Source organism: Moorella sp. E308F, assembly GCF_006538365.1.
In the GTDB taxonomy this organism is placed as follows: Bacteria; Bacillota; DSM-521; order Neomoorellales; family Neomoorellaceae; genus Neomoorella.
Window position 1 is genome coordinate 77,761 of record NZ_BJKN01000003.1, and the last position, 17,632, is coordinate 95,392.

The window sequence follows — 17,632 nt, forward strand, 5'->3', positions numbered from 1 at the left end:
CTTTGTACCTGATACCGCGGAATGTCACGGCCAAATTCGAGTTCTTCCCCGGCTTCGGCTGGTTTGAGCTGGCGTCCGTAGTGGCCGGGGCTTTGGTCGGACTGGGGCTCTTTTTCTTTTCCGGCCTGATTACCAAATCGATAATCCGCTTCGTCCTCTTCGTCCTGCCGCCGGGATTGGCCTTCTTCGTCACCAAACAGGGGCCTAACGGCCAGAGCCTCCTGGACCTCATACAGCAGTGGCGGCGCTGGTCTATGGCCCAGCGGCGGTATCTTTACGTGGGAAAGAGTAAGTAAAGGTAAGACCAAGATTATGGGGGATTATGTCCGTAAAGGGGAGAGGATTTTGTCTGATGTTAAAAGACGCTTGTTTTTACTAAGGTGGATAGTATATTCCCTATTATTAGCATTGAGTGCTCCTGTTTTATTGTGGGTTGGTCTAAGAATTTTAGCTGTTATGGTTTCGCTTATGGCAATGATATCGGTTTTAACAGTATCCATTTTACTAGTATTGAGACTATGATAAATGCAATGGTTAACCTAAGGATGATAGCCATTTCCATGAGTATATACCACCAAATAGAAAATCGCTACAAAGTAAAACTCAGAGGATAACTGATTGCTATTTCTATTCTTTATGGGTTTTTCCTGCAAATTGAAGGGAGAGTAAGTATATGGTTTTTAAATTATCGGGAAAAAAGAAACCTGCCAAACAGCAGCAGGTTGACCAGATTCAGGCGGCCCGGAAGGCGGTCCAGGACTGGCTGCCCTGGAAAGATATCGCCGGCGGGGTAATAACCAGGAAAGACGGGCAGGTGGTGGCCGTATTGAAGGTTGAGCCCTTTAACCTGGCCCTTAAATCGGAGAATGAGAAGATGCGCGTCATTACCGCTGTCCACGAAGCCCTGAACGGCCAGCGGGAGGCCTTCCAAATCCTTTCTCTGGGCCGACCGGTGGACCTGGACGCCTACCTGCGGGGCCTGCAGGACCTGGCCCGGGAAGCATCTAACCCGGTTCGGAAGAAGCTGCTGCAGGAGTATACCCGCTACGTGTCCACCTTGGTGGCCAGCGGGGAGGCGCTGGAGAGGCGGTATTATATCCTGCTCCCGGGGAAGGAACAAATAGAAGTCCTGCAAAGGGCGCACGAGCTGGCCGGCAACCTGGAACGGTCCGGCCTGAAGGTGAGGGTCTGCGGCGACCAGGAGATCATCGACCTGGTCTTTGTTTTTACCCATCCCGCCCAGGCGGCCTTCGAGCGGCCGCCAGCGCCGGGGCCGTATTTGCCGCCAATAGTTAATGGGTGATTATAATTAAATCCTCCATGGGGTAATGCTTTTCATTTGCCGTTACCAGGGCCAGGTTGTTGCGGAGGGCTACGGCTGCTATGAGGGTATCAGGCAGGCTAAAGGTAATACCCATTCTGGTATAGGTGTAGCGCCAGCGGCCGGCCAGGCGGGAGGATTCGTAGTCTATGGGGTAAAACTTCAGGCTGGACAGAAACTGTTCTACTACGGGCAGCTCATTTTCCCTGGCCCCCGAAAAAACCTCAGCCACAGTTACCGGGCAGGCGGCCAGGTGCGCCTTTTCGGCAAGGACTTCCAGGAGGGCCAGGGTGTGTTTGTTGCCCCGCAGGAAATCAATCAAGGCCGTGGTGTCCAGTAGAAAGCCTTTGACCCGGGTTTTATTTTTCATCCGGCGACCACCCGGCCAGCCTTTTTTCTGCTTCCCGGCGCAGGTTTCTCACCCACGCTTCAATGCTTTCCCGATCCCGAAATTCCGGGTATTTTTCAGGATTAAATACACCCTGGCATTCCTTAATGGCTTCGGTTTGCTTCAACCGCAGGAGAGCTTCTTCGGTGGCCCTGATAATGAAGTCGCTTTGCCTACCTCGCCGCACATACTTGCTTAAGTCCCGGGCGAGAGATTCGGGAAATCTGATAGCTTTGAGACGCGTTTTTTCAGCCATATTAAGACCTCCCGGGGATTTGCTATACATTGAGTATAACATAAAAGGGGTGATTAGGTAAATGAGTAGATCGAAAACGCAAACCCAACAAACATCTGTCTTATCTGGTCTTCTTGACGTTCTCTCCCCCCAGGCACTGGACTTCGGGGCCAGGCAGATAACTTTCGGCGAGCAACTGGCCAGGGCGATGGTCATAACCGACTATCCCCCGCGGGTAGGCCCGGCATGGCTGGCCCGGGTGGCCGGGATGCCGGGAGTGGCGGCTTCCATCCACGTGAATCCTACCGACCCTGCGAACCTGGTGCTTTCCATCAACAGGGCCATAGGCGAGTACACCGGGCGTTTGGAGCTGGGCGGCAACGCCCTGGTGATGCAGCGGACGGAACATGCCCTGAAGGACGCCCAGGAACTGCTTAAGAAAATCGACCAGGAACAGCAGCAGGTATTTTACGTGACCGTGGTCCTCCTGATCCTGGCCCATGATCAGGAAACCCTGGACCGGAGGACCAGGCAGGTTGAAGCGGCCCTGGCCGCAGCCGGTATGCGTGGGAGGGCGGCGGTCTTCAGGCAGGAAGAGGGCCTGAAGGCGGCGGGGCCGTGGGCGGTATTGCCTTCCGGCATTAAGGACGCAGGGGCCAGGAACATGCCGGCGGAGACGGTGGCCGCCAGTTTTCCTTTTACAGCAAGCGGCATTAACGACGGCAGCGGCGTGGTCCTGGGCCGCGACCGGGACGGGGGACTTGTGCTGGTGGACATCTGGCAGCGGGGCGGGGACAGGACGAACTCCAACTGGACCGTCCTGGCCAAGCCCGGGGCCGGCAAGTCCTTTGCGGTGAAGATGCTGATCTTGCGGGAACTGGCCCGGGGGGCCAGGGTGATCATCATCGACCCGGAACGGGAGTACCGGGAGATGTGCCGCCTCCTTAATGGCGCCTGGATCAACTGCGCCGGGGGCAAAGGGCGCATCAACCCCTTACAGGTGCGTCCTGTCCCTGTTGACGATGAAGAAGGGGAAGAAGATAAGGTAACCGCCAGGGGACCCCTGGCCCTGCACCTGCAGACCCTGCGGACCTTCTTTTCCCTATATCTCAGGGATTTAAGCGACCTGGAGAGGGCGGCATTAGAAGAAGCCCTGGTGGAAGTCTACCGCCAGGCCGGTGTCGGCTGGCAGACCGACCCGGCGGAAATAACTGCGGAGAATTGGCCCACGCCAAAAGAGCTTTACGCCTATGTCGCCGCCAAAGCGGGGGAAAAACCAGAAACCTACGGCCGCCTGGCGGTCCTGTTGCGCCGGGCGGCGGAAGGGGCCGACGCCTCTTTGTGGGCCGGGCCGACTACGGCGTCCGCCGATAACGATTTAATCGTCCTGGATGTCCACGACCTGCAGAACGCCGATGACGCCGTAAGGAGGGCGCAGTATTTCAACGTTTTAAGTTTTGCCTGGCACCAGATCGAGAAGGACCGCCAGGAGAGGACCCTGCTGGTGGTGGACGAGGCCTGGTTGCTGGTGGATCCTCAGACGCCCCAGGCCCTGGCCTTCTTAAGGGATACCTCGAAACGCATTAGAAAATACATGGGCGGCCTGGTGGTCATTTCCCAGAACGTAATCGACTTCCTGGCCCCGGAGGTGGCCCGCCACGGCCAGGCGCTCCTGGACAACCCAACATACAAGCTCTTACTTGCCCAGGGAGAGAAAGACCTGGAGGCCATCACCACCCTGATGAACCTCTCGGAAGCGGAGCATGACCTTCTAGCCAGCGCCAAACGCGGGGAAGGCCTGCTGGTGGCAGGAACCCAGCGGGTGCAGGTAAGGATCGAGGCCGCGCCTTACGAGATGCCGTACCTTACGGGAGGCGGCCAGTGATGGCCGCCCCGGCAGGACTTATTGCCCGTGTCGTCCTGGCCCTCCTGCCGGAGCCAGAGAAGGCCGTCAAGTGGGTGCTGGTGATACTCCTTGTCCCGGCCGCCCTGCTGGTCCTGTTTTTCGCCGGGCCGGTCGTCGTCTGGGAACGGGTGCCCATCGCGTCCCCGGAGCAGGTGATGATCTACGTCCGGGCCGCCAGGGAGGTGTCGGCCATGACGGTTACCCCGTGCGACAGCGGCGTAACCGTAGACTGGCAGCCCTTGCTGGCGATAGACGCGGTGAGGCTGGAACAGGACTTCAGCAAGGCCAATCCGGACAAAGCGGAGGAACTGGCCAGGATGTTCATAGAAAAGGCGGGGTACTGCGAGGTGTGCGACTATAGCGTAGACCCGCCAGAGTGCAGCAAGTTTCCTGTCTACCGGCTGAGGCCACTGGAGGATGTGCTTGAAGACCTGGAATTTTCCCGTGAACAAAGAGAAAAAGTGGAGAACATCCTGCAGGTTGACCTGTCTTTCCTCCTGGGGCAGGAGAACGCCGTGCCGCCGGGGTGGACGCCGGCGGAGAAAGAGCTTAAATGGCCCGTGCCCGGCGTCTTTACCGTGACATCCGGCTACGGATACAGGCTGGACCCGGTGGAAGGAGGCATGAGCTTCCACACCGGCGTAGACATCGCCGCGCCGGTGGGCACGCCGGTCCAGGCCGCCGTTGATGGCGTGGTGGCCAAAGCAGGATGGTCCGGGAACTTCGGCTATGCCGTCTATATCCGGCACGGCAGCATAATGACCATTTACGCCCACCTGTCGCATATAACCGTGCAGGAAGGGCAGCAGGTGGACGCGGGAGAAGTCATCGCCTATTCGGGCAACACGGGCAAGAGCACCGGGCCGCACTTGCACTTTGAGGTGAGGGTGATGGGCCTGCCTGTTGACCCGCTAAATTTCTACAAATAAAGAATGGAGGGAAGAAGATGGACGAAGCCGGCAAATACGAACATGCTGCCAGGATCTATGCCGCCCACCTGGAGGCGGCAGACCTGGCCAGGAAAAACGCCGGAGCGGCCAGGCAAGCCCTGGCCCTGGCGGACCCCGGGAACCCGGCGCTAAAGGTGCCGCTGAAGGAATATGCCTTGCTGAAGGCCCAGCCCCTTTTGCTGCTGGCGGAAATTCTTTTTGGAGGGAACCGGGAGGTACCACGGCAGGCCATCACCCCAGAATTGGTCCTCCTGGCCGGAACGGTTGCCGTAGGGCAGGGGTATAGCACGGAAAGGGTAATTACGGTGGTGAAAAGGCTTATAGAAAGGGAAAGAAGGGGGTTGTAGGGGTTAAAATATTTAATTCCTCCCTGGAGGTGACAAAATGAAGTTTGGTGAGATTTTTATTGGGGATGTTCGCGTTGGCTGGAACAGGGTTACTCACCGCGTGTTTTGCTGTATTGAAAACGCCTTACTTGATAAAGTGATGCCAACTCTAAAGCAGACAATAACCCAATACGCTTGCGAAAACCAGGTTCCGTTAATTGCTTCCACAGCAAAAAAAATTACTTTTGCCAACCATGAGTTTACTTTAGAAAACTTTTTAAGGTATATCGACGACACCCACCCAATTAACGCTTTTATTTTCTTAATTGAACCGGAAAGCGTAATGGATGAAAATAAGGCAAGGGTTTTGTTGGCATTATGGAAGCGTTCGCGAATATTGGCTTTTCCGGCGTTCGCTATATGTCCAATACCCGTAGATAACTTTTTCTTTAAACGCTTTAAGGACGGCGCCTTTACAAAGTGCTGGTTTTTTAGTTCTAAGACGCCTCTACCGCCGGGGTTATGGGCGGACAATGGATATTCCCAAGTAATAACAGGATCTTTTTGCGGGGGTGTTAATATGGCCTGTATAATGCATTTTCCTGGAAAATGGTAAAAGCGCCGGAGCAACCCTATATGGCTATAGTACCTATCCGGAGATACAGGTTTTTACCGGGATTTATTATTTTTTGATGTTAATTTGGGTGAATGAAAGGAGTAGTTATTATGATACTTGCTTTAATCCTTGCCCCGGCCAGGGCGGAGCAGGTGAGAAAAGCCGTAAAAGAACACGGTGAAGTGGTATTTGACCAGGCCGGGACGATGGATTCCCAGGGTATTCGCAATGCCCTCCAATCTGCCGCCAGGGTGGCGGCTGACGCCCTGATCCTTGATATAGATGCCGGCCCGGGCCCGGACCTGGTGGCTGCCGTCCAGGGCTACCGCATAGCCAGGCCCTATACGACGATATTTCTGCTGGTACCCGGCAGGCAACCGGGAGATGCTATGGTGGCAAGTCTTGTGGGGCTGGGGGTGTATGACATAATAGACGGCCCGGTTGAAGCCGACTGGGGTGATTTAGTCTCCCAGGCCCTTAACCGCGTCCCTGCAACCTACGCCCAGGCCGCCCGGTGGCATATCATGACTGGTTTAACCGGTGAAGAACAGGTGAAGGAAAAAATAGTCATCGAGCAGCGCCCGGTGGGGGTGGTGACTATTGCCGTGGCGGGGGCCGCGCCGGGTTTGGGCTGCACCCATACCGCCCTGGCCATAAGTGCTTTTTTAGCCAGGCATGGCCATAATGTAGCCCTGGTAGAAGACAGCCAGGATCCGGTAATGCAGGATTACCTTAATGTCATCGCCGCCGGGGGCGGCCGCGTGGAAGGAGTCAGGAGGGTCAAGGGATTTGATGTATTCCCCGTCGCCATAACTAACATTCGTGGAGAAAAGAGAGCAAGCTTTACGTTTGATGAGGTTTTACCTGCTTTGAAAGATGGGGATTATCAATATGTTGTCCGGGATCTGGGTTTTGTTGATGGCGCTCGGATTAGAGAAGCGCTAAGATCCAACCTGCCCGTCCTGGTGGCCAGCGCCGCCAGGTGGCGCTGGGGCGATTTATTAAAGATTGAGCCGTTATCTTCATTCCGCCTTGCTTTGGTTGCCCCGGCGGAACGGGATGTGGAGGAAATACAAAAAATGCCAGGGATAAAAGTGTATACGATTCCGCACCATCCTGATCCTTTTAATATGCCCGATGAGGTACTTACAGAACTTTTGCGGCCAGTATTGCCCCAGGCCAGGGAGAAAAAGAAACCGTTTTGGGTAAAGTTTAGGGTGGCCGCTGCAACGCCAAAACGGCCTTCGGCCTGACGTAGCGGGGGCCCTTTTGTAAGGCAACAGCGGTTGGCAGCAGGAGCGGCTTTAAGCGCACCTGCTGCTTTGATTTTAAGCCTGTTGGCCTTCCGGCCGGTCTTAGATTATACCGCCGCCCTGGGCCTATTGCTGTCAAGGCTGGCCCTTCGGGCCACCGCCTGCGGCGGCGCTTACGCGGCCTTGACGGCGGCCGGGTCGGCAAATTATACAGTTAAGGCCGGAAGGCCAGGGGCCGAAGGCCCGGAGGAATGGGGGATAGCAAATAGCAAGGGGATAGAAGATCAGGCTGAGTAGCAGGCAATATTGATAAATTGGCAGGACTGGGGTAAAATGGGGCTGGGGAAGGTAGTATTAAACGGTTAAGGTCTTTCCTGGGAAGAGGTTAAAAAGAACTATTATGCGATAGTCAGAGATGAAGAGGCCGGGAGATAAAATATGGATACTATACAGGTAAGAAGAAGGCAAAACGAAAAGAAGTTTGGTAATTGGGATGAGTTGCCAAATAGGGGAAGAAGATATTGGTATGACGTTCCTGGCCGCAGGGGTTGGAGTGCCAGGTATGTAAAGGAAGTAGATAGTAACGAAAATACTATTTACTTCTACCAGGAGATTTATGATAATCGGAGGCAGTTGGTTGAAGTGCATCGAAAATACCCTGTAGACCACGGTCATGAGAAGGTTAGCGAGGTGCAAGAAAAATGATAACCAAACAGGATGTAGCCAATAAGCTGATTAGCTACCTTGGTCACCGCCTCACCCTTGCTGAATTGGTAGACTGGGCTGAAAAAGTGATGATGGAAGAGGAATTTGAGGAAGGCGATTTGCCATTACTAAGAGATATAGTAGCACGCTTGGGTTTAAGCGATACTATTGCTTTCGGCTTGAGCTGGGAGGATTGCAGGAACTTTTTACGGTCTCTCGGGTATGATGTAGAAGTTAGGGTTACACGGCTTGCCAGCAACCAATAAAGAAAGCGCCGGTACGCCGGTGCTTTATGATTCCTAATGCATTTTACCACTGCCCGCCGGCCAGCAGAAAAGGCGCACATCTGGATCTATCTGAGGCGGGATTTCCTGGACAGTAGGCGGGGCATCGAATAATTTCAGAATCGCTGTTGCCATCATATCTGAGACCCTACCATAAGGTGCGGATACGCTTAACAGGTAGTATAGGCAGCCGTCCGGTTCTAGGGTTTTTGTAAAACAAACCTTCGTTTTTCCCGGGAACTCGCCCCAGTGCCTGGGAGCCGGGATTTCCATTTTGCTCGCGTCCAATATGTATTCTTCAGCCAACTTTTTCATACGTTCCGCTGTTTCTATGGCAGCGACCGTTATAGGGCTATAACAACCCCTGCTCATAACAATCTCACCGCCCTTAAATAATCTTCCCCGGGGGTAATACCCCATTCAGGCTCTCTTTCAGCCTAGTTTCTATCTCCCGGGCAATGTCCGGGTGCTGCCGTAAAAATTCGCAGGTATTTTCAAGGCCTTGACCCAGGTGATCGCCCTGCCAGGAATACCAGGCACCGCTTTTAGCCACGATTCCTTTCTCAACTGCCATTTCCAATATGGCTCCTTCTTTGGATACCCCCTGGCCACAGAGCAAATCTAACTCGCATCCCCGGAACGGTGGCGCAACCTTGTTTTTTACAACCCGCGTTTTCATTTTGTGTCCTACAACTTCCGTCCCGTTTTTAATCTTATCCCCCCGCTGGACCTCAATCCTTACCGATGAATAAAACTTAAGCGCCCTGCCGCCGGGTGTAACGTAATCCGGTTTGCCGAAAGAGCTGCCGGTGTTTATCTTTTCCCTGATTTGATTGATAAAAATGACTATCGTTTTGGACTTGGAGACTATCCCGGAAAGCTTCCGCATGGCCTGGGACATGAGCCTGGCCTGGAGCCCGACAATGGCATCCCCGAATTCCCCTTCTAATTCTTTTTTCGGCACCAGGGCGGCAACGGAATCTATCACAATTATATCTACGGCAGAAGATTGGATAAGGGCTGAGGCTATTTCTAAAGCCTGCTCGCCGTATTCAGGCTGGCTGACCAGCAAATTCTCAATATCCACCCCGAGGGTTTTGGCGTAATTGGGGTCAAAGGCGTGCTCGGCGTCGATCAGGACGGCGTTGCCGCCGCCTTTTTGGGCCTCGGTAACAGCGTGCAGGGCAATGGTTGTCTTCCCTGATCCTTCTTCGCCGAAGATTTCGATTATGCGGCCCCTGGGCAAGCCGCCTACGCCCAGGGCCAGGTCCAGGGGGAGTATTCCTGTGGGCATGGCTTCGATGTTGAGGCGTTCCTGCTGGCCCAGGCGCATGATGGCGCCCTTACCATGCTTTTTTTCAATCTCTGCCAGGACCTTAGCGAGGGCTTGTTCACGGCCGGTTACCATGCTTTTTGCACTCCTTCCCGGGGAATGTTTTGGTTTAATGGTAGTCTTTAACACTTTTATATCACCAAGAACAATTGTTCGTCAATAGGTACTGCATTTTATCTCCGGGCAGATAGTAATTTGGTTCCTAATCACTTTATAAACTTTATCTTTACCAGCTCCGGCGGCACCCCTAATTCAGCCGCAAATTCTTCTATGGTTTGTCCATACCTGGGCCGTTCTTCTGCCAACAATAATTCAGCGGTAAAAGCATTGGCGCGGTATTCTTCCGACCCGGTGATTATGCAGGTGTTTTCCACCATAAAAAAGTAACCAAGGCCGGCGGGCGATAACTGGTCATGGCCGATTTCGTGGCCGACTATAACCCTTTGCTCTTCTCTGGGGAGGGAAGAGTTGATCCCGATGAGTTTGCGGCCCATAAACTCCAAGACCATGCCTTTTATTTTGCGGAATGGAAATGGGATGATTTTGATGCCCAGGCATTCAGCCAGCTTTAAGGGGTCCCTGGTGTTATATTTTTTCACCAGGTCATTTACAGCTTTGATGATGTATTCCTGCATAAGCCGTCGCTCCCGGAAGCCCGGAATCGATATTTGTCGAAATATGGCTATATTAATAAAGCTACTTCCATTCTCAGGAAGTAGCTTTAAAGCAAGTTTAGAAATTCTTCTATCGTTAATCCCGCTTTATCCAATATGCTCTTTAAGGTTTTCGGTTTCAAGGTTTTGCCGGCATGAACAGGTATAATAACCTGGCGTGCCGGAATGGACCGATGAACCATGTGATAGTGGCTACCTTTGATGTATTCAACAGTAAAACCTCCCCGCCTCAAGGCAGCCACGGCATCAACCCCGGTTATTCTTGGCAGGCGGGGACTCATACAGTAACCTCCACCATATCTTCGCCTTCATTATCGCTTTCAGGTACGGGTTGGCCGGTAATGATGAGATATTCAAGGTAGCAGGCAATTGCCTCACGGGCGTTTTCCAGGGCTTCTTCCCGGGTATCTCCTTCGGTGACCACGGGGGGTAGGGAAGGAACGGTTACTGTATACCCGGCAATATCACCTTCGCCGGCAGGTTCGTTCCAGTCTATTTTTATGTTATACCTGCGGGTTATTTTTTGATTGATTAAATTGGCCCTGGCAAAATTAAGCACCATGCGTAGCCGTTCCGGCGGCAGCTTCGAGAGTGTTTCTAAGTCTTTTTGAGGCAGCATCTGCCCTCGCCCCTTTTTGTTTGGATTTATTTACCTTTCTCTTTCTCTTTTTCTTTCTTCAGGGTTTTCCAGGCGAACTTTAGGAATTCTATTATATCCTCTTTATCCTCTTCGTCCAAGGGCGCCCCGTTGAACTGGACGTTGCTTTGTCTAAGGAATTCTTCCAATTCTATATTGCTGGGCGGTTCGTCTCGGTTATACCATTCTCTTGTGTCTATAGGTTTGGTCCGCTTTTCCTTTCCCTCTGGGGGGTATTTTTGATCGTGAGTTTTTTCCTGAAGAGAACGGGGCTCATCTTCCAGACCAAGGAGATAGTCCACGGATACGTCTAATATTTCAGCCAAACGGCGAAATAGATCGGGGTTACCGCGCCTCTTCCCTTTTTCTATATCGTAATAATAAGGAGCCGAGATTCCTAGTTGTTCGGCTATTTTATGTCCTGACAAGCCCTTCTTTTCTCGGACCTCTCTAATCCTATTCATAGTCATTATCCTTTCAGCTATTAGCTTATTTTAGTTTAAACCATAAAAAATAACAAAGCAATAAGCTAATAGAAGAATAAATGAGCTGTATGCTAGCTATTAGCTATTATGGTATGCTATAAGCTTATATTGCTGTTGAAAAAAGATAGCAAATAGCTTACACTGGGTTTAAGATAGGAGGCAACCACAAATGGAACATTTAAGAGATATGATTTCGGCCCGACTCAAGGAAAAACAAATATCGCTTAAACAACTTGCAAAGATGACAGGGTATACCCCTGCTTATATTTCCGATCTTCTCCGAAGTAAAAGAAGATTAAATGAGGACACGCTTTACCGTATTTGCTCTGCCTTAGACCTCGAAATAGCAGTGATACCTGGTAGAGATTAAATCGATTGTTACTAATAGGGTTAATATCAATTTGATGTTTAATTTTTATATTCGTCTTTTTCTATACCATATCCTTCCATTGAAACAGTGAAAAATCCAGGGAGAGGATAAAAGTGCCGGAGCAACCTTATATAGCCGTAGTATGCCCATCAGAAGATAAAATCCAGAGAAAAAACCGGACACCAGACGCGGAACGGAAGTGGCGCAAACGACATGGGTTACCTCCACTGCGGGAACAAGGTAAACGCGGACCTGGCAAAGCTCCTAGGGCGGATCGCCAGGAGGTAGCTAGGGCCGTAGCCAGGGCGATAGTGAATAATCCCGTAGCTACCGCTAAAGTCCTGGCCGAACTTGCAGGCCTGATCAGGGAAGAAGCAGGCGAAAAGGACCGAAAGGCTGCCGCTGAACGGGTGCGCCAGGCATTGAAGGACCTGCAGAAAATGCCAGGGCTGGCCGGAGATGAAGCCCTGGCTGAAGCTGTCCGCCAGGCATTTATGAAGCGCGAAGAAGAAAAAGAGAGGCGGCGCCAGGAACGGAAAAGAGAAGCAGCTGAAGTGAGTACCTCTCAATATGATGAAGATATCCAATGGCTGATGGAACAGCAAGCCATACATGCCATCGAAATGAGTAAAGGGACAAAAATTGGAGGGATGGATTTACTTAAGTGGGCCGGGAGCGCCTATGAACTCGATGATAGCCGCAATAAGTACATATGCACCCTTGAGCCGACGAGTCGGCCGGCGGACCTGCCGTTAATGATATCCACACTGGGTAATATAACCGTTGCCAGCGGGTTCAAAAAAGGTAAGGGCGGCGGCAAAAAACCTATCCTTCCATAAAATACCGGGCCTAACCCGGCTTTTTTATTTTTAAGGACAGGCCGGTTTGGCAAGTTTGGCCACATATGTATATCTTGAGGTGGTCCGCATGGAAATAAAAAACCGTTTCGGCACCATAACGGTTCACATGCCATCGAGGCCTCCTACGCCCGAGGAGGAAAGAAGGTTATATGCAGTACTTGTAGAATGTTTAATTGAAAAGAAGCCAGTAGTACGGGAGGGCCAGAAAAGCAAGGAAAACCTTACAGAAAAGGCATTGGCGGTTTAGTGCTATGAGGTAACAGCCGACGAGGTAATAATTGCCCACACCAATGAAGCAGAATACCGGGCCTTTATCAGCAACCCCAAGAATGAAGCCCTGCAGTCAAGGATTATGGTTATTGCTATTCCCTATAACCTGAAGGTGCGGGATGAGGTAAAGATTTATCAAAAACTGATCCGCCAGAGCGATATTACCGTCCACATTGCCCCCTTTGCCCTTCATGCGGCAGCCATTTTCTCCATCCTGTCACGCTTAAAGGAATCGAAAAAACAGGGTATGGACCTCTTGAAGAAGATGAAGCTTTATGACGGCGAGGATGTTGAGGGCTTTAAGCAAAAGGACGTCCTGGAACTCATGAATGAAGTCGAGGGGGAGGGGATGAGCGGTGTCGACCCCCGCTATGTCATCAACCGCATTTCCAGCGCCCTGATAACTGCCGACACCCGCTGCATCAATGCCCTGGATATCCTGAGGGCTTTGAAGGACGGCCTGGATCAGCATCCTTCCATAACTAAAGAAGATAAGGAACGCTTCATCAATTTCATTGCCATGGCGCGCCAGGAATACGACGAATACGCCAAAAAGGAAGTCCAGCGGGCCTTTGTTTACTCCTATGAAGAATCGGCCCGGGCCCTGTTTAACAACTACCTGGATAATGTGGAGGCCTATGTCAACAAGACCAAAGTCCGCGATCCCATTACCGATGAAGAGATGGATCCTGATGAAAAGCTCATGCGCTCTATTGAAGAACAAATCGGCGTTACTGAGAACGCCAAGAAGGCCTTCCGGGAAGAGATCCTCATCCGCCTTTCTTCCTATGCGCGTAAGGGCAAGACCTTTGACTATAACTCTCACGAGCGCCTGCGGGAGGCCATTGAGAAAAAGCTTTTTGCCGATATGAAGGATATTATCAAGATTACCACTTCCACCCGGACGCCGGACCCGGAGCAGTTGAAGCGCATTAACGCCGTTGTCGACCGCCTCATTTCCCAGCACGGCTATTGCCCGGTCTGCGCCAACGAGCTGTTGAAATACACCGGCAGCCTCTTAAACCGCTAGACCCGGGGTGATGACCATGGATACCCAGTACATCCTTTCGCGGGAAGACTGGTCCCTGCACCGGAAAGGCTATCTGGACCAGCAGCGGCACCAGGAAAAGGTGCGCGAAGCCATCAGGAAAAATCTACCCCAGATTATTACCGAAGAAAGTATTATCATGGGCAAGGGCAAAAAGGTGGTCAGGATACCCATCAGGAGCCTGGAGGAGTATCACTTTCGTTTCAATTATAACCAGGGCCGGAACGTTGGCCAGGGCAGCGGCGGTACCCGGAAGGGAACGGTCATCGGCCGCGAGGCCCCTGAGGGTGCCGGTAAAGGATCGGGAGCGGGCGATCAGCCGGGGGTTGACTATTACGAAGCCGAGGTTACCCTGGAGGAAGTCCAGGAAATGCTTTTCCGGGACCTGGAGCTTCCCAATCTTCAGGAAAAGAAAAAACCCATCCTGGCTTCGCCCACCTATGAATTTCGCGACGTCCGCCGCAAAGGTCTCATGGGTAACCTGGACAAAAAACGCACCCTCCTGGAGAATCTCAAACGCAATGCCATGAAGGGGAAGCTCTGCATTGGCGGCATCACCCCGGAAGACCTGCGGTTTAAAACCTGGGAGGAAAAAATGCGTTATGAGACCAGTGCCGTGGTTTTTGCCATGATGGATACCTCCGGCAGCATGGGGACCTATGAGAAGTATATCGCCCGGACTTTCTTTTTCTGGATGGTGCGTTTTCTGCGCACCAGGTACCAGCAAGTGGAAATTGTCTTTATCGCCCACCACACCCAGGCCAGGGAAGTCTCTGAAGAAGAATTCTTTGCCAGGGGCGAAAGCGGCGGCACCCGCTGTTCCTCGGCCTACCAGCTGGCCCTGGAGATTATTGATAAGCGCTATCCCCCGGCGGATTATAATATCTACCCCTTTCATTTTACCGACGGCGATAATCTTCCCAGCGACAATGAGGCCTGCCTGGAGGCCGTGCAGCAGCTCTTGCCCAAAGTAAATCTCCTGGGCTACGGGGAAATTGTCAACCCTTATTACCGCACCAGCACCCTGATGAATGTCCTGAAACGCATCAAGGATGAACGCCTGGTGACAGTGGCCATCAAAGATAAAAGTGAGGTTTACCAGGCCCTGCGCCAATTTTTTGCTGGCTCAAAAGGGAGGGAGCTCGGTGAAACAAGAATATAAGGCCCTTGCCAGAGCCATCGAAGTCATTCACGACCAAGCCAGGCAATTTGGCCTGGACTTTTTTCCCATGCGTTTTGAACTCTGCCCGGCCGATGTAATCTATGCCTTTGGCGCCTATGGCATGCCCACCAGGTTTACCCACTGGACCTTTGGCAAGCATTTCTATAAAATGAAGCTCCAGTATGACTTCAACCTGAGCCGGATTTACGAATTGGTCATCAATTCCGACCCCTGCTATGCCTTTTTACTGGAGGGCAATGACCTGATCCAGAATAAACTGGTCATTGCCCACGTCTTCGCTCATAGCGATTTTTTTAAGAATAATATTCACTTTGCTCCTACTTCCCGCCACATGGTGGAAACCATGGCCGCCCATGCAGCAAAAATAAGAGAGTACGAGTTTAAATACGGCCGCCGGGAGGTAGAGATTTTCCTCGACGCCGCCCTGTCCATCCAGGAGCATATCGAGCCCCCGGCCATTTTTCCGGTAGCGGAAGAGGAGGGGGAAAAGGACACGGGGCATCACCACCCTCCGGAGACACCCTATGATGACCTGTGGGCCCTGGACGGCAAACCGAAGGAACAGCCCAGGGAACGTACCCGCAAAATACCCCCGCGGCCAACAAAGGATATGCTGGCCTTTATCATGAAACACAGCCCCGAGCTGGAGGACTGGCAGCGGGACATCCTGGCTATAGTCCGGGAAGAAATGCGGTATTTCTGGCCCCAGATGGAGACGAAAATCATAAATGAAGGCTGGGCCACCTACTGGCACGCCCGCATTATGCGGGAACTTGATTTAACAGAAGAAGAAACCATTGAATTTGCCCACCTCCATGCCAGCGTCACCCAGCCGGGTAAAATGCAGATCAACCCCTATTATGTGGGCAGCAAGATCTTTGAGGATATTGAAAAGCGCTGGGATAAACCCTCCCAGGAAGAAAGGGAACGCTACGGCCGCCAGGGTGGGGAGGGCCGGGCCAAGATTTTTGAAGTCCGCAGCTGTGAAAACGACATCTCTTTCCTGCGCAACTACCTGACCCGGGAACTGGTGGAAGAGCTGGATCTCTTTCTTTACCAGAAGGTAGGGTCGGAATGGGTAGTTGTGGAGAAGGACTGGGAAAAAGTGCGGGACGGCCTAGTCAGCCGCCTCACCAACTGCGGTTTTCCCTATATCGTTGTTGAGGATGGCGACTACCAGCGCCGGGGCGAGCTCTATCTCAAGCATTGCTATGAAGACCTGGAACTGGATGTCCCTTACCTGGAAAAGACCCTGCCCTACGTTTACCTGTTGTGGGGCCGGCCGGTCCACCTGGAAACCGTCATTGACGGCAAGAAGGCTGTTTTTAGTTATGACGGCAAGAAAAATAGCCGTCGCTGATTTCCAGGCAGGATTTCCTTTTTTAATGTGGAAATATCTTTAATTATGTACGGCTGGAGAAATAAATATTTTGCTCTCAGATTTCTTGTCACTGACTTCTAAGTATGGGGGGAGTATGGTTGTACTGGAACGAAAGATACGAGTGTATGCCGGAGGAAGAGTTAAGGGAACTCCAGCTGGAACGCCTCCAGGCAACGGTCAAAAGGGCCTTTTTCAACGTCCCCTTTTACCGCAAAGCTTTCCAGGCCATCGGCCTGGAACCGGGCGATATTAAAAGCCTGGATGATCTCCAGAAATTGCCCTTTACCACCAAACAGGATTTACGGGACAATTATCCCTTTGGCATGTTTGCCGTACCTATGAGCGAAGTGGTACGCATCCACTCTTCATCGGGTACGACCGGCAAGCCGACGGTGGTCGGTTATACCCGCCATGATATTGACGTCTGGGCCGAGCTCATGGCCCGGGCCCTGGTCTGCGGCGGGACAACCCGTCACGATATTATCCAGAACGCCTATGGTTACGGCCTCTTTACCGGCGGCTTGGGGATTCATTACGGCGCGGAGCGCCTGGGCGCGTCTGTTATCCCCATCTCCGGCGGCAATACCAAGCGCCAGGTAATGATCATGAAGGATTACGGCAGTACGGTTCTTACCTGTACTCCCTCCTATGCCCTGCACATTGCCGAGGTAATGGCTGAGATGGGCATCAGCCCGGAGGAATTAAAACTCCGGTGCGGTATTTTTGGTGCCGAACCTTGGTCGGAAAACATGCGCCAGGAGATCGAGAAGCGGCTGGGGATCAGCGCTGTTGATATCTACGGCCTGAGCGAAGTTATCGGTCCCGGCGTAGGTATTGAGTGCCAGGAGAAGAACGGCCTGCATGTTTTTGGCGATCACTTCCTGGTAGAAGTCATTGACCCGGTAACGGAGAAGCCGGTACCGCCGGGACAGCTGGGCGAGCTGGTCATTACGTCCCTCACGAAAGAGGCCCTGCCGGTCATTCGCTACCGGACGAGGGACATCACCACTCTAATCCCCGGGACGTGCTCCTGCGGCCGTACTTACGCCCGGGTGGCCCGCTTCACCGGCCGGACGGACGACATGCTCATTATCCGCGGGGTTAATATCTTCCCCTCCCAGGTGGAGAGCGTCCTCCTGGAAATGGGCGGTACCGAGCCCCATTACCTCCTCATTGTCGACCGCCAGGGAGCCCTGGACACCCTGGAGGTCAAGGTAGAGGTTTCGGATTCCCTTTTCTCCGATAAAGTCCGGGGCCTGGAAGAACTGGAAAAACGCCTGGTCAGTGAGCTGGAAAGCACCCTGGGAATCAGCGTGAAAGTTACCCTGGTGGAGCCTAAAACCATCGATCGCAGCGAAGGCAAGGCCGTCAGGGTAATTGACAAGCGGAAGATATGAGAGGGGCGAG

24 protein-coding genes and 1 pseudogene are annotated in these 17,632 nt (G+C 52.6%); 17 read left to right on the forward strand and 8 right to left on the reverse strand.

The genetic code is table 11. The features are described from left to right. The first annotated feature begins 2 nt into the window (after positions 1-2). Positions 3-296 carry a PrgI family mobile element protein gene (locus E308F_RS13030; protein ID WP_141265366.1) on the forward strand — a complete coding sequence of 98 codons (294 nt, stop codon included), beginning with the start codon at positions 3-5 and terminating at the stop codon, positions 294-296. A gap of 377 nt (positions 297-673) precedes the next feature. After that, positions 674-1,303 carry a conjugal transfer protein TraC gene (locus E308F_RS13035; protein WP_141265367.1) on the forward strand — a complete coding sequence of 210 codons (630 nt, stop codon included), beginning with the start codon at positions 674-676 and terminating at the stop codon, positions 1,301-1,303. Here E308F_RS13035 and E308F_RS13040 read toward each other — a convergent pair. Together E308F_RS13040 and E308F_RS13045 are read right to left on the reverse strand one after the other, a co-directional pair. Further along, positions 1,293-1,691 (reverse strand): type II toxin-antitoxin system VapC family toxin, encoded by a 399-nt coding sequence (locus tag E308F_RS13040; protein ID WP_141265368.1) that lies wholly within the window; start codon positions 1,689-1,691, stop codon positions 1,293-1,295. The genes E308F_RS13035 and E308F_RS13040 overlap by 11 nt on opposite strands. Beyond that, positions 1,681-1,965, reverse strand: coding sequence for a hypothetical protein (locus E308F_RS13045; protein ID WP_141265369.1), 285 nt, complete (start codon positions 1,963-1,965; stop codon positions 1,681-1,683). Before E308F_RS13045 ends, E308F_RS13040 begins: the two co-directional genes overlap by 11 nt. Positions 1,966-2,026: 61 nt before the next feature. Here E308F_RS13045 and E308F_RS13050 point away from each other — a divergent pair, with 61 nt between their 5' ends. The 8 genes from E308F_RS13050 (at position 2,027) to E308F_RS13085 (ending at position 7,966) form a co-directional block, all read left to right on the forward strand. Continuing rightward, positions 2,027-3,829, forward strand: coding sequence for a VirB4 family type IV secretion system protein (locus tag E308F_RS13050; RefSeq protein WP_141265370.1), 1,803 nt, complete (start codon positions 2,027-2,029; stop codon positions 3,827-3,829). Then, positions 3,829-4,779 (forward strand): M23 family metallopeptidase, encoded by a 951-nt coding sequence (locus E308F_RS13055; RefSeq protein ID WP_141265371.1) that lies wholly within the window; start codon positions 3,829-3,831, stop codon positions 4,777-4,779. The genes E308F_RS13050 and E308F_RS13055 overlap by 1 nt, the downstream gene beginning before the upstream one ends. Positions 4,780-4,796: 17 nt before the next feature. Beyond that, positions 4,797-5,147 carry a hypothetical protein gene (locus E308F_RS13060; protein WP_141265372.1) on the forward strand — a complete coding sequence of 117 codons (351 nt, stop codon included), beginning with the start codon at positions 4,797-4,799 and terminating at the stop codon, positions 5,145-5,147. 37 nt (positions 5,148-5,184) lie between these two features. Next, positions 5,185-5,742, forward strand: a complete 558-nt coding sequence (locus E308F_RS13065) for a hypothetical protein (protein ID WP_141265373.1) — start codon at positions 5,185-5,187, stop codon at positions 5,740-5,742. Positions 5,743-5,852: 110 nt separating this feature from the next. Beyond that, the gene (locus E308F_RS15965; protein WP_172613951.1) at positions 5,853-6,995 is read left to right on the forward strand and encodes a hypothetical protein; all 1,143 of its coding nucleotides are present in this window, start codon (positions 5,853-5,855) and stop codon (positions 6,993-6,995) included. 33 nt (positions 6,996-7,028) lie between these two features. After that, on the forward strand, positions 7,029-7,292 hold the full coding sequence (locus tag E308F_RS13075) for a hypothetical protein (protein WP_141265374.1): 264 nt from the start codon (positions 7,029-7,031) through the stop codon (positions 7,290-7,292). Positions 7,293-7,433: 141 nt separating this feature from the next. Continuing rightward, complete coding sequence (locus tag E308F_RS13080; RefSeq protein ID WP_141265375.1) at positions 7,434-7,700, forward strand: hypothetical protein; 267 nt, start codon at positions 7,434-7,436, stop codon at positions 7,698-7,700. Beyond that, positions 7,697-7,966: a hypothetical protein gene (locus E308F_RS13085; RefSeq protein ID WP_141265376.1), complete on the forward strand. Its 270-nt coding sequence runs from the start codon at positions 7,697-7,699 to the stop codon at positions 7,964-7,966. Before E308F_RS13080 ends, E308F_RS13085 begins: the two co-directional genes overlap by 4 nt. 33 nt (positions 7,967-7,999) lie before the next feature. On the opposite strand, the gene E308F_RS16305 is transcribed toward E308F_RS13085, so the two are convergent. The 6 genes from E308F_RS16305 to E308F_RS13110 all read right to left on the reverse strand — a co-directional run bounded on the left by E308F_RS16305 (position 8,000) and on the right by E308F_RS13110 (position 11,092). Continuing rightward, positions 8,000-8,299 (reverse strand): hypothetical protein, encoded by a 300-nt coding sequence (locus E308F_RS16305; protein ID WP_216364556.1) that lies wholly within the window; start codon positions 8,297-8,299, stop codon positions 8,000-8,002. A 73-nt stretch (positions 8,300-8,372) separates the two neighbouring features. Next, a complete protein-coding gene (gene recA / locus E308F_RS13090; RefSeq protein WP_141265377.1) occupies positions 8,373-9,392 on the reverse strand; it encodes a recombinase RecA in 1,020 nt (339 codons plus the stop codon). Between the two features lie 131 nt (positions 9,393-9,523). Continuing rightward, the gene (locus tag E308F_RS13095) at positions 9,524-9,952 is read right to left on the reverse strand and encodes an ImmA/IrrE family metallo-endopeptidase (protein ID WP_141265378.1); all 429 of its coding nucleotides are present in this window, start codon (positions 9,950-9,952) and stop codon (positions 9,524-9,526) included. A gap of 86 nt (positions 9,953-10,038) precedes the next feature. After that, positions 10,039-10,272 (reverse strand): type II toxin-antitoxin system HicA family toxin, encoded by a 234-nt coding sequence (locus E308F_RS13100; protein WP_141265379.1) that lies wholly within the window; start codon positions 10,270-10,272, stop codon positions 10,039-10,041. Next, positions 10,269-10,610 (reverse strand): type II toxin-antitoxin system HicB family antitoxin, encoded by a 342-nt coding sequence (locus E308F_RS13105; protein ID WP_141265380.1) that lies wholly within the window; start codon positions 10,608-10,610, stop codon positions 10,269-10,271. Before E308F_RS13105 ends, E308F_RS13100 begins: the two co-directional genes overlap by 4 nt. 26 nt (positions 10,611-10,636) lie before the next feature. Next, on the reverse strand, positions 10,637-11,092 hold the full coding sequence (locus E308F_RS13110) for a helix-turn-helix domain-containing protein (protein ID WP_172613952.1): 456 nt from the start codon (positions 11,090-11,092) through the stop codon (positions 10,637-10,639). A 190-nt stretch (positions 11,093-11,282) separates the two neighbouring features. On the opposite strand from E308F_RS13110, the gene E308F_RS13115 reads away from it, so the two are divergent. The 7 genes and pseudogenes from E308F_RS13115 (at position 11,283) to E308F_RS13140 (ending at position 17,622) form a co-directional block, all read left to right on the forward strand. After that, on the forward strand, positions 11,283-11,483 hold the full coding sequence (locus E308F_RS13115) for a helix-turn-helix domain-containing protein (protein ID WP_141265382.1): 201 nt from the start codon (positions 11,283-11,285) through the stop codon (positions 11,481-11,483). A gap of 113 nt (positions 11,484-11,596) precedes the next feature. Continuing rightward, on the forward strand, positions 11,597-12,322 hold the full coding sequence (locus E308F_RS13120) for a hypothetical protein (protein ID WP_141265383.1): 726 nt from the start codon (positions 11,597-11,599) through the stop codon (positions 12,320-12,322). A gap of 55 nt (positions 12,323-12,377) precedes the next feature. Next, positions 12,378-12,590 (forward strand): hypothetical protein, encoded by a 213-nt coding sequence (locus E308F_RS15970; RefSeq protein WP_216364557.1) that lies wholly within the window; start codon positions 12,378-12,380, stop codon positions 12,588-12,590. Between the two features lie 9 nt (positions 12,591-12,599). Beyond that, positions 12,600-13,643: pseudogene (locus E308F_RS13125) on the forward strand (protein prkA); the annotation flags it as partial. A 16-nt stretch (positions 13,644-13,659) separates the two neighbouring features. Further along, positions 13,660-14,823, forward strand: a complete 1,164-nt coding sequence (gene yhbH / locus E308F_RS13130) for a sporulation protein YhbH (protein WP_141265384.1) — start codon at positions 13,660-13,662, stop codon at positions 14,821-14,823. Then, positions 14,807-16,204: a SpoVR family protein gene (locus tag E308F_RS13135; protein ID WP_141265385.1), complete on the forward strand. Its 1,398-nt coding sequence runs from the start codon at positions 14,807-14,809 to the stop codon at positions 16,202-16,204. Before yhbH ends, E308F_RS13135 begins: the two co-directional genes overlap by 17 nt. Positions 16,205-16,323: 119 nt before the next feature. Then, positions 16,324-17,622, forward strand: a complete 1,299-nt coding sequence (locus E308F_RS13140) for a phenylacetate--CoA ligase (RefSeq protein ID WP_141265386.1) — start codon at positions 16,324-16,326, stop codon at positions 17,620-17,622. The last annotated feature ends 10 nt before the right edge of the window (positions 17,623-17,632 follow it).

What these genes read in the sequence shown, in the direction of transcription:
- E308F_RS13035 (WP_141265367.1), top strand. Translation starts at nt 674, where the DNA reads ATGGTTTTTAAATTATCGGGAAAAAAGAAACCTGCCAAACAGCAGCAG.
- E308F_RS13040 (WP_141265368.1), bottom strand. Translation starts at nt 1,691, where the DNA reads ATGAAAAATAAAACCCGGGTCAAAGGCTTTCTACTGGACACCACGGCC.
- E308F_RS13045 (WP_141265369.1), bottom strand. Translation starts at nt 1,965, where the DNA reads ATGGCTGAAAAAACGCGTCTCAAAGCTATCAGATTTCCCGAATCTCTC.
- E308F_RS13050 (WP_141265370.1), top strand. Translation starts at nt 2,027, where the DNA reads ATGAGTAGATCGAAAACGCAAACCCAACAAACATCTGTCTTATCTGGT.
- E308F_RS13055 (WP_141265371.1), top strand. Translation starts at nt 3,829, where the DNA reads ATGGCCGCCCCGGCAGGACTTATTGCCCGTGTCGTCCTGGCCCTCCTG.
- E308F_RS13060 (WP_141265372.1), top strand. Translation starts at nt 4,797, where the DNA reads ATGGACGAAGCCGGCAAATACGAACATGCTGCCAGGATCTATGCCGCC.
- E308F_RS13065 (WP_141265373.1), top strand. Translation starts at nt 5,185, where the DNA reads ATGAAGTTTGGTGAGATTTTTATTGGGGATGTTCGCGTTGGCTGGAAC.
- E308F_RS15965 (WP_172613951.1), top strand. Translation starts at nt 5,853, where the DNA reads ATGATACTTGCTTTAATCCTTGCCCCGGCCAGGGCGGAGCAGGTGAGA.
- E308F_RS13080 (WP_141265375.1), top strand. Translation starts at nt 7,434, where the DNA reads ATGGATACTATACAGGTAAGAAGAAGGCAAAACGAAAAGAAGTTTGGT.
- E308F_RS13085 (WP_141265376.1), top strand. Translation starts at nt 7,697, where the DNA reads ATGATAACCAAACAGGATGTAGCCAATAAGCTGATTAGCTACCTTGGT.
- E308F_RS16305 (WP_216364556.1), bottom strand. Translation starts at nt 8,299, where the DNA reads ATGAAAAAGTTGGCTGAAGAATACATATTGGACGCGAGCAAAATGGAA.
- recA (WP_141265377.1), bottom strand. Translation starts at nt 9,392, where the DNA reads ATGGTAACCGGCCGTGAACAAGCCCTCGCTAAGGTCCTGGCAGAGATT.
- E308F_RS13095 (WP_141265378.1), bottom strand. Translation starts at nt 9,952, where the DNA reads ATGCAGGAATACATCATCAAAGCTGTAAATGACCTGGTGAAAAAATAT.
- E308F_RS13100 (WP_141265379.1), bottom strand. Translation starts at nt 10,272, where the DNA reads ATGAGTCCCCGCCTGCCAAGAATAACCGGGGTTGATGCCGTGGCTGCC.
- E308F_RS13105 (WP_141265380.1), bottom strand. Translation starts at nt 10,610, where the DNA reads ATGCTGCCTCAAAAAGACTTAGAAACACTCTCGAAGCTGCCGCCGGAA.
- E308F_RS13110 (WP_172613952.1), bottom strand. Translation starts at nt 11,092, where the DNA reads ATGAATAGGATTAGAGAGGTCCGAGAAAAGAAGGGCTTGTCAGGACAT.
- E308F_RS13115 (WP_141265382.1), top strand. Translation starts at nt 11,283, where the DNA reads ATGGAACATTTAAGAGATATGATTTCGGCCCGACTCAAGGAAAAACAA.
- yhbH (WP_141265384.1), top strand. Translation starts at nt 13,660, where the DNA reads ATGGATACCCAGTACATCCTTTCGCGGGAAGACTGGTCCCTGCACCGG.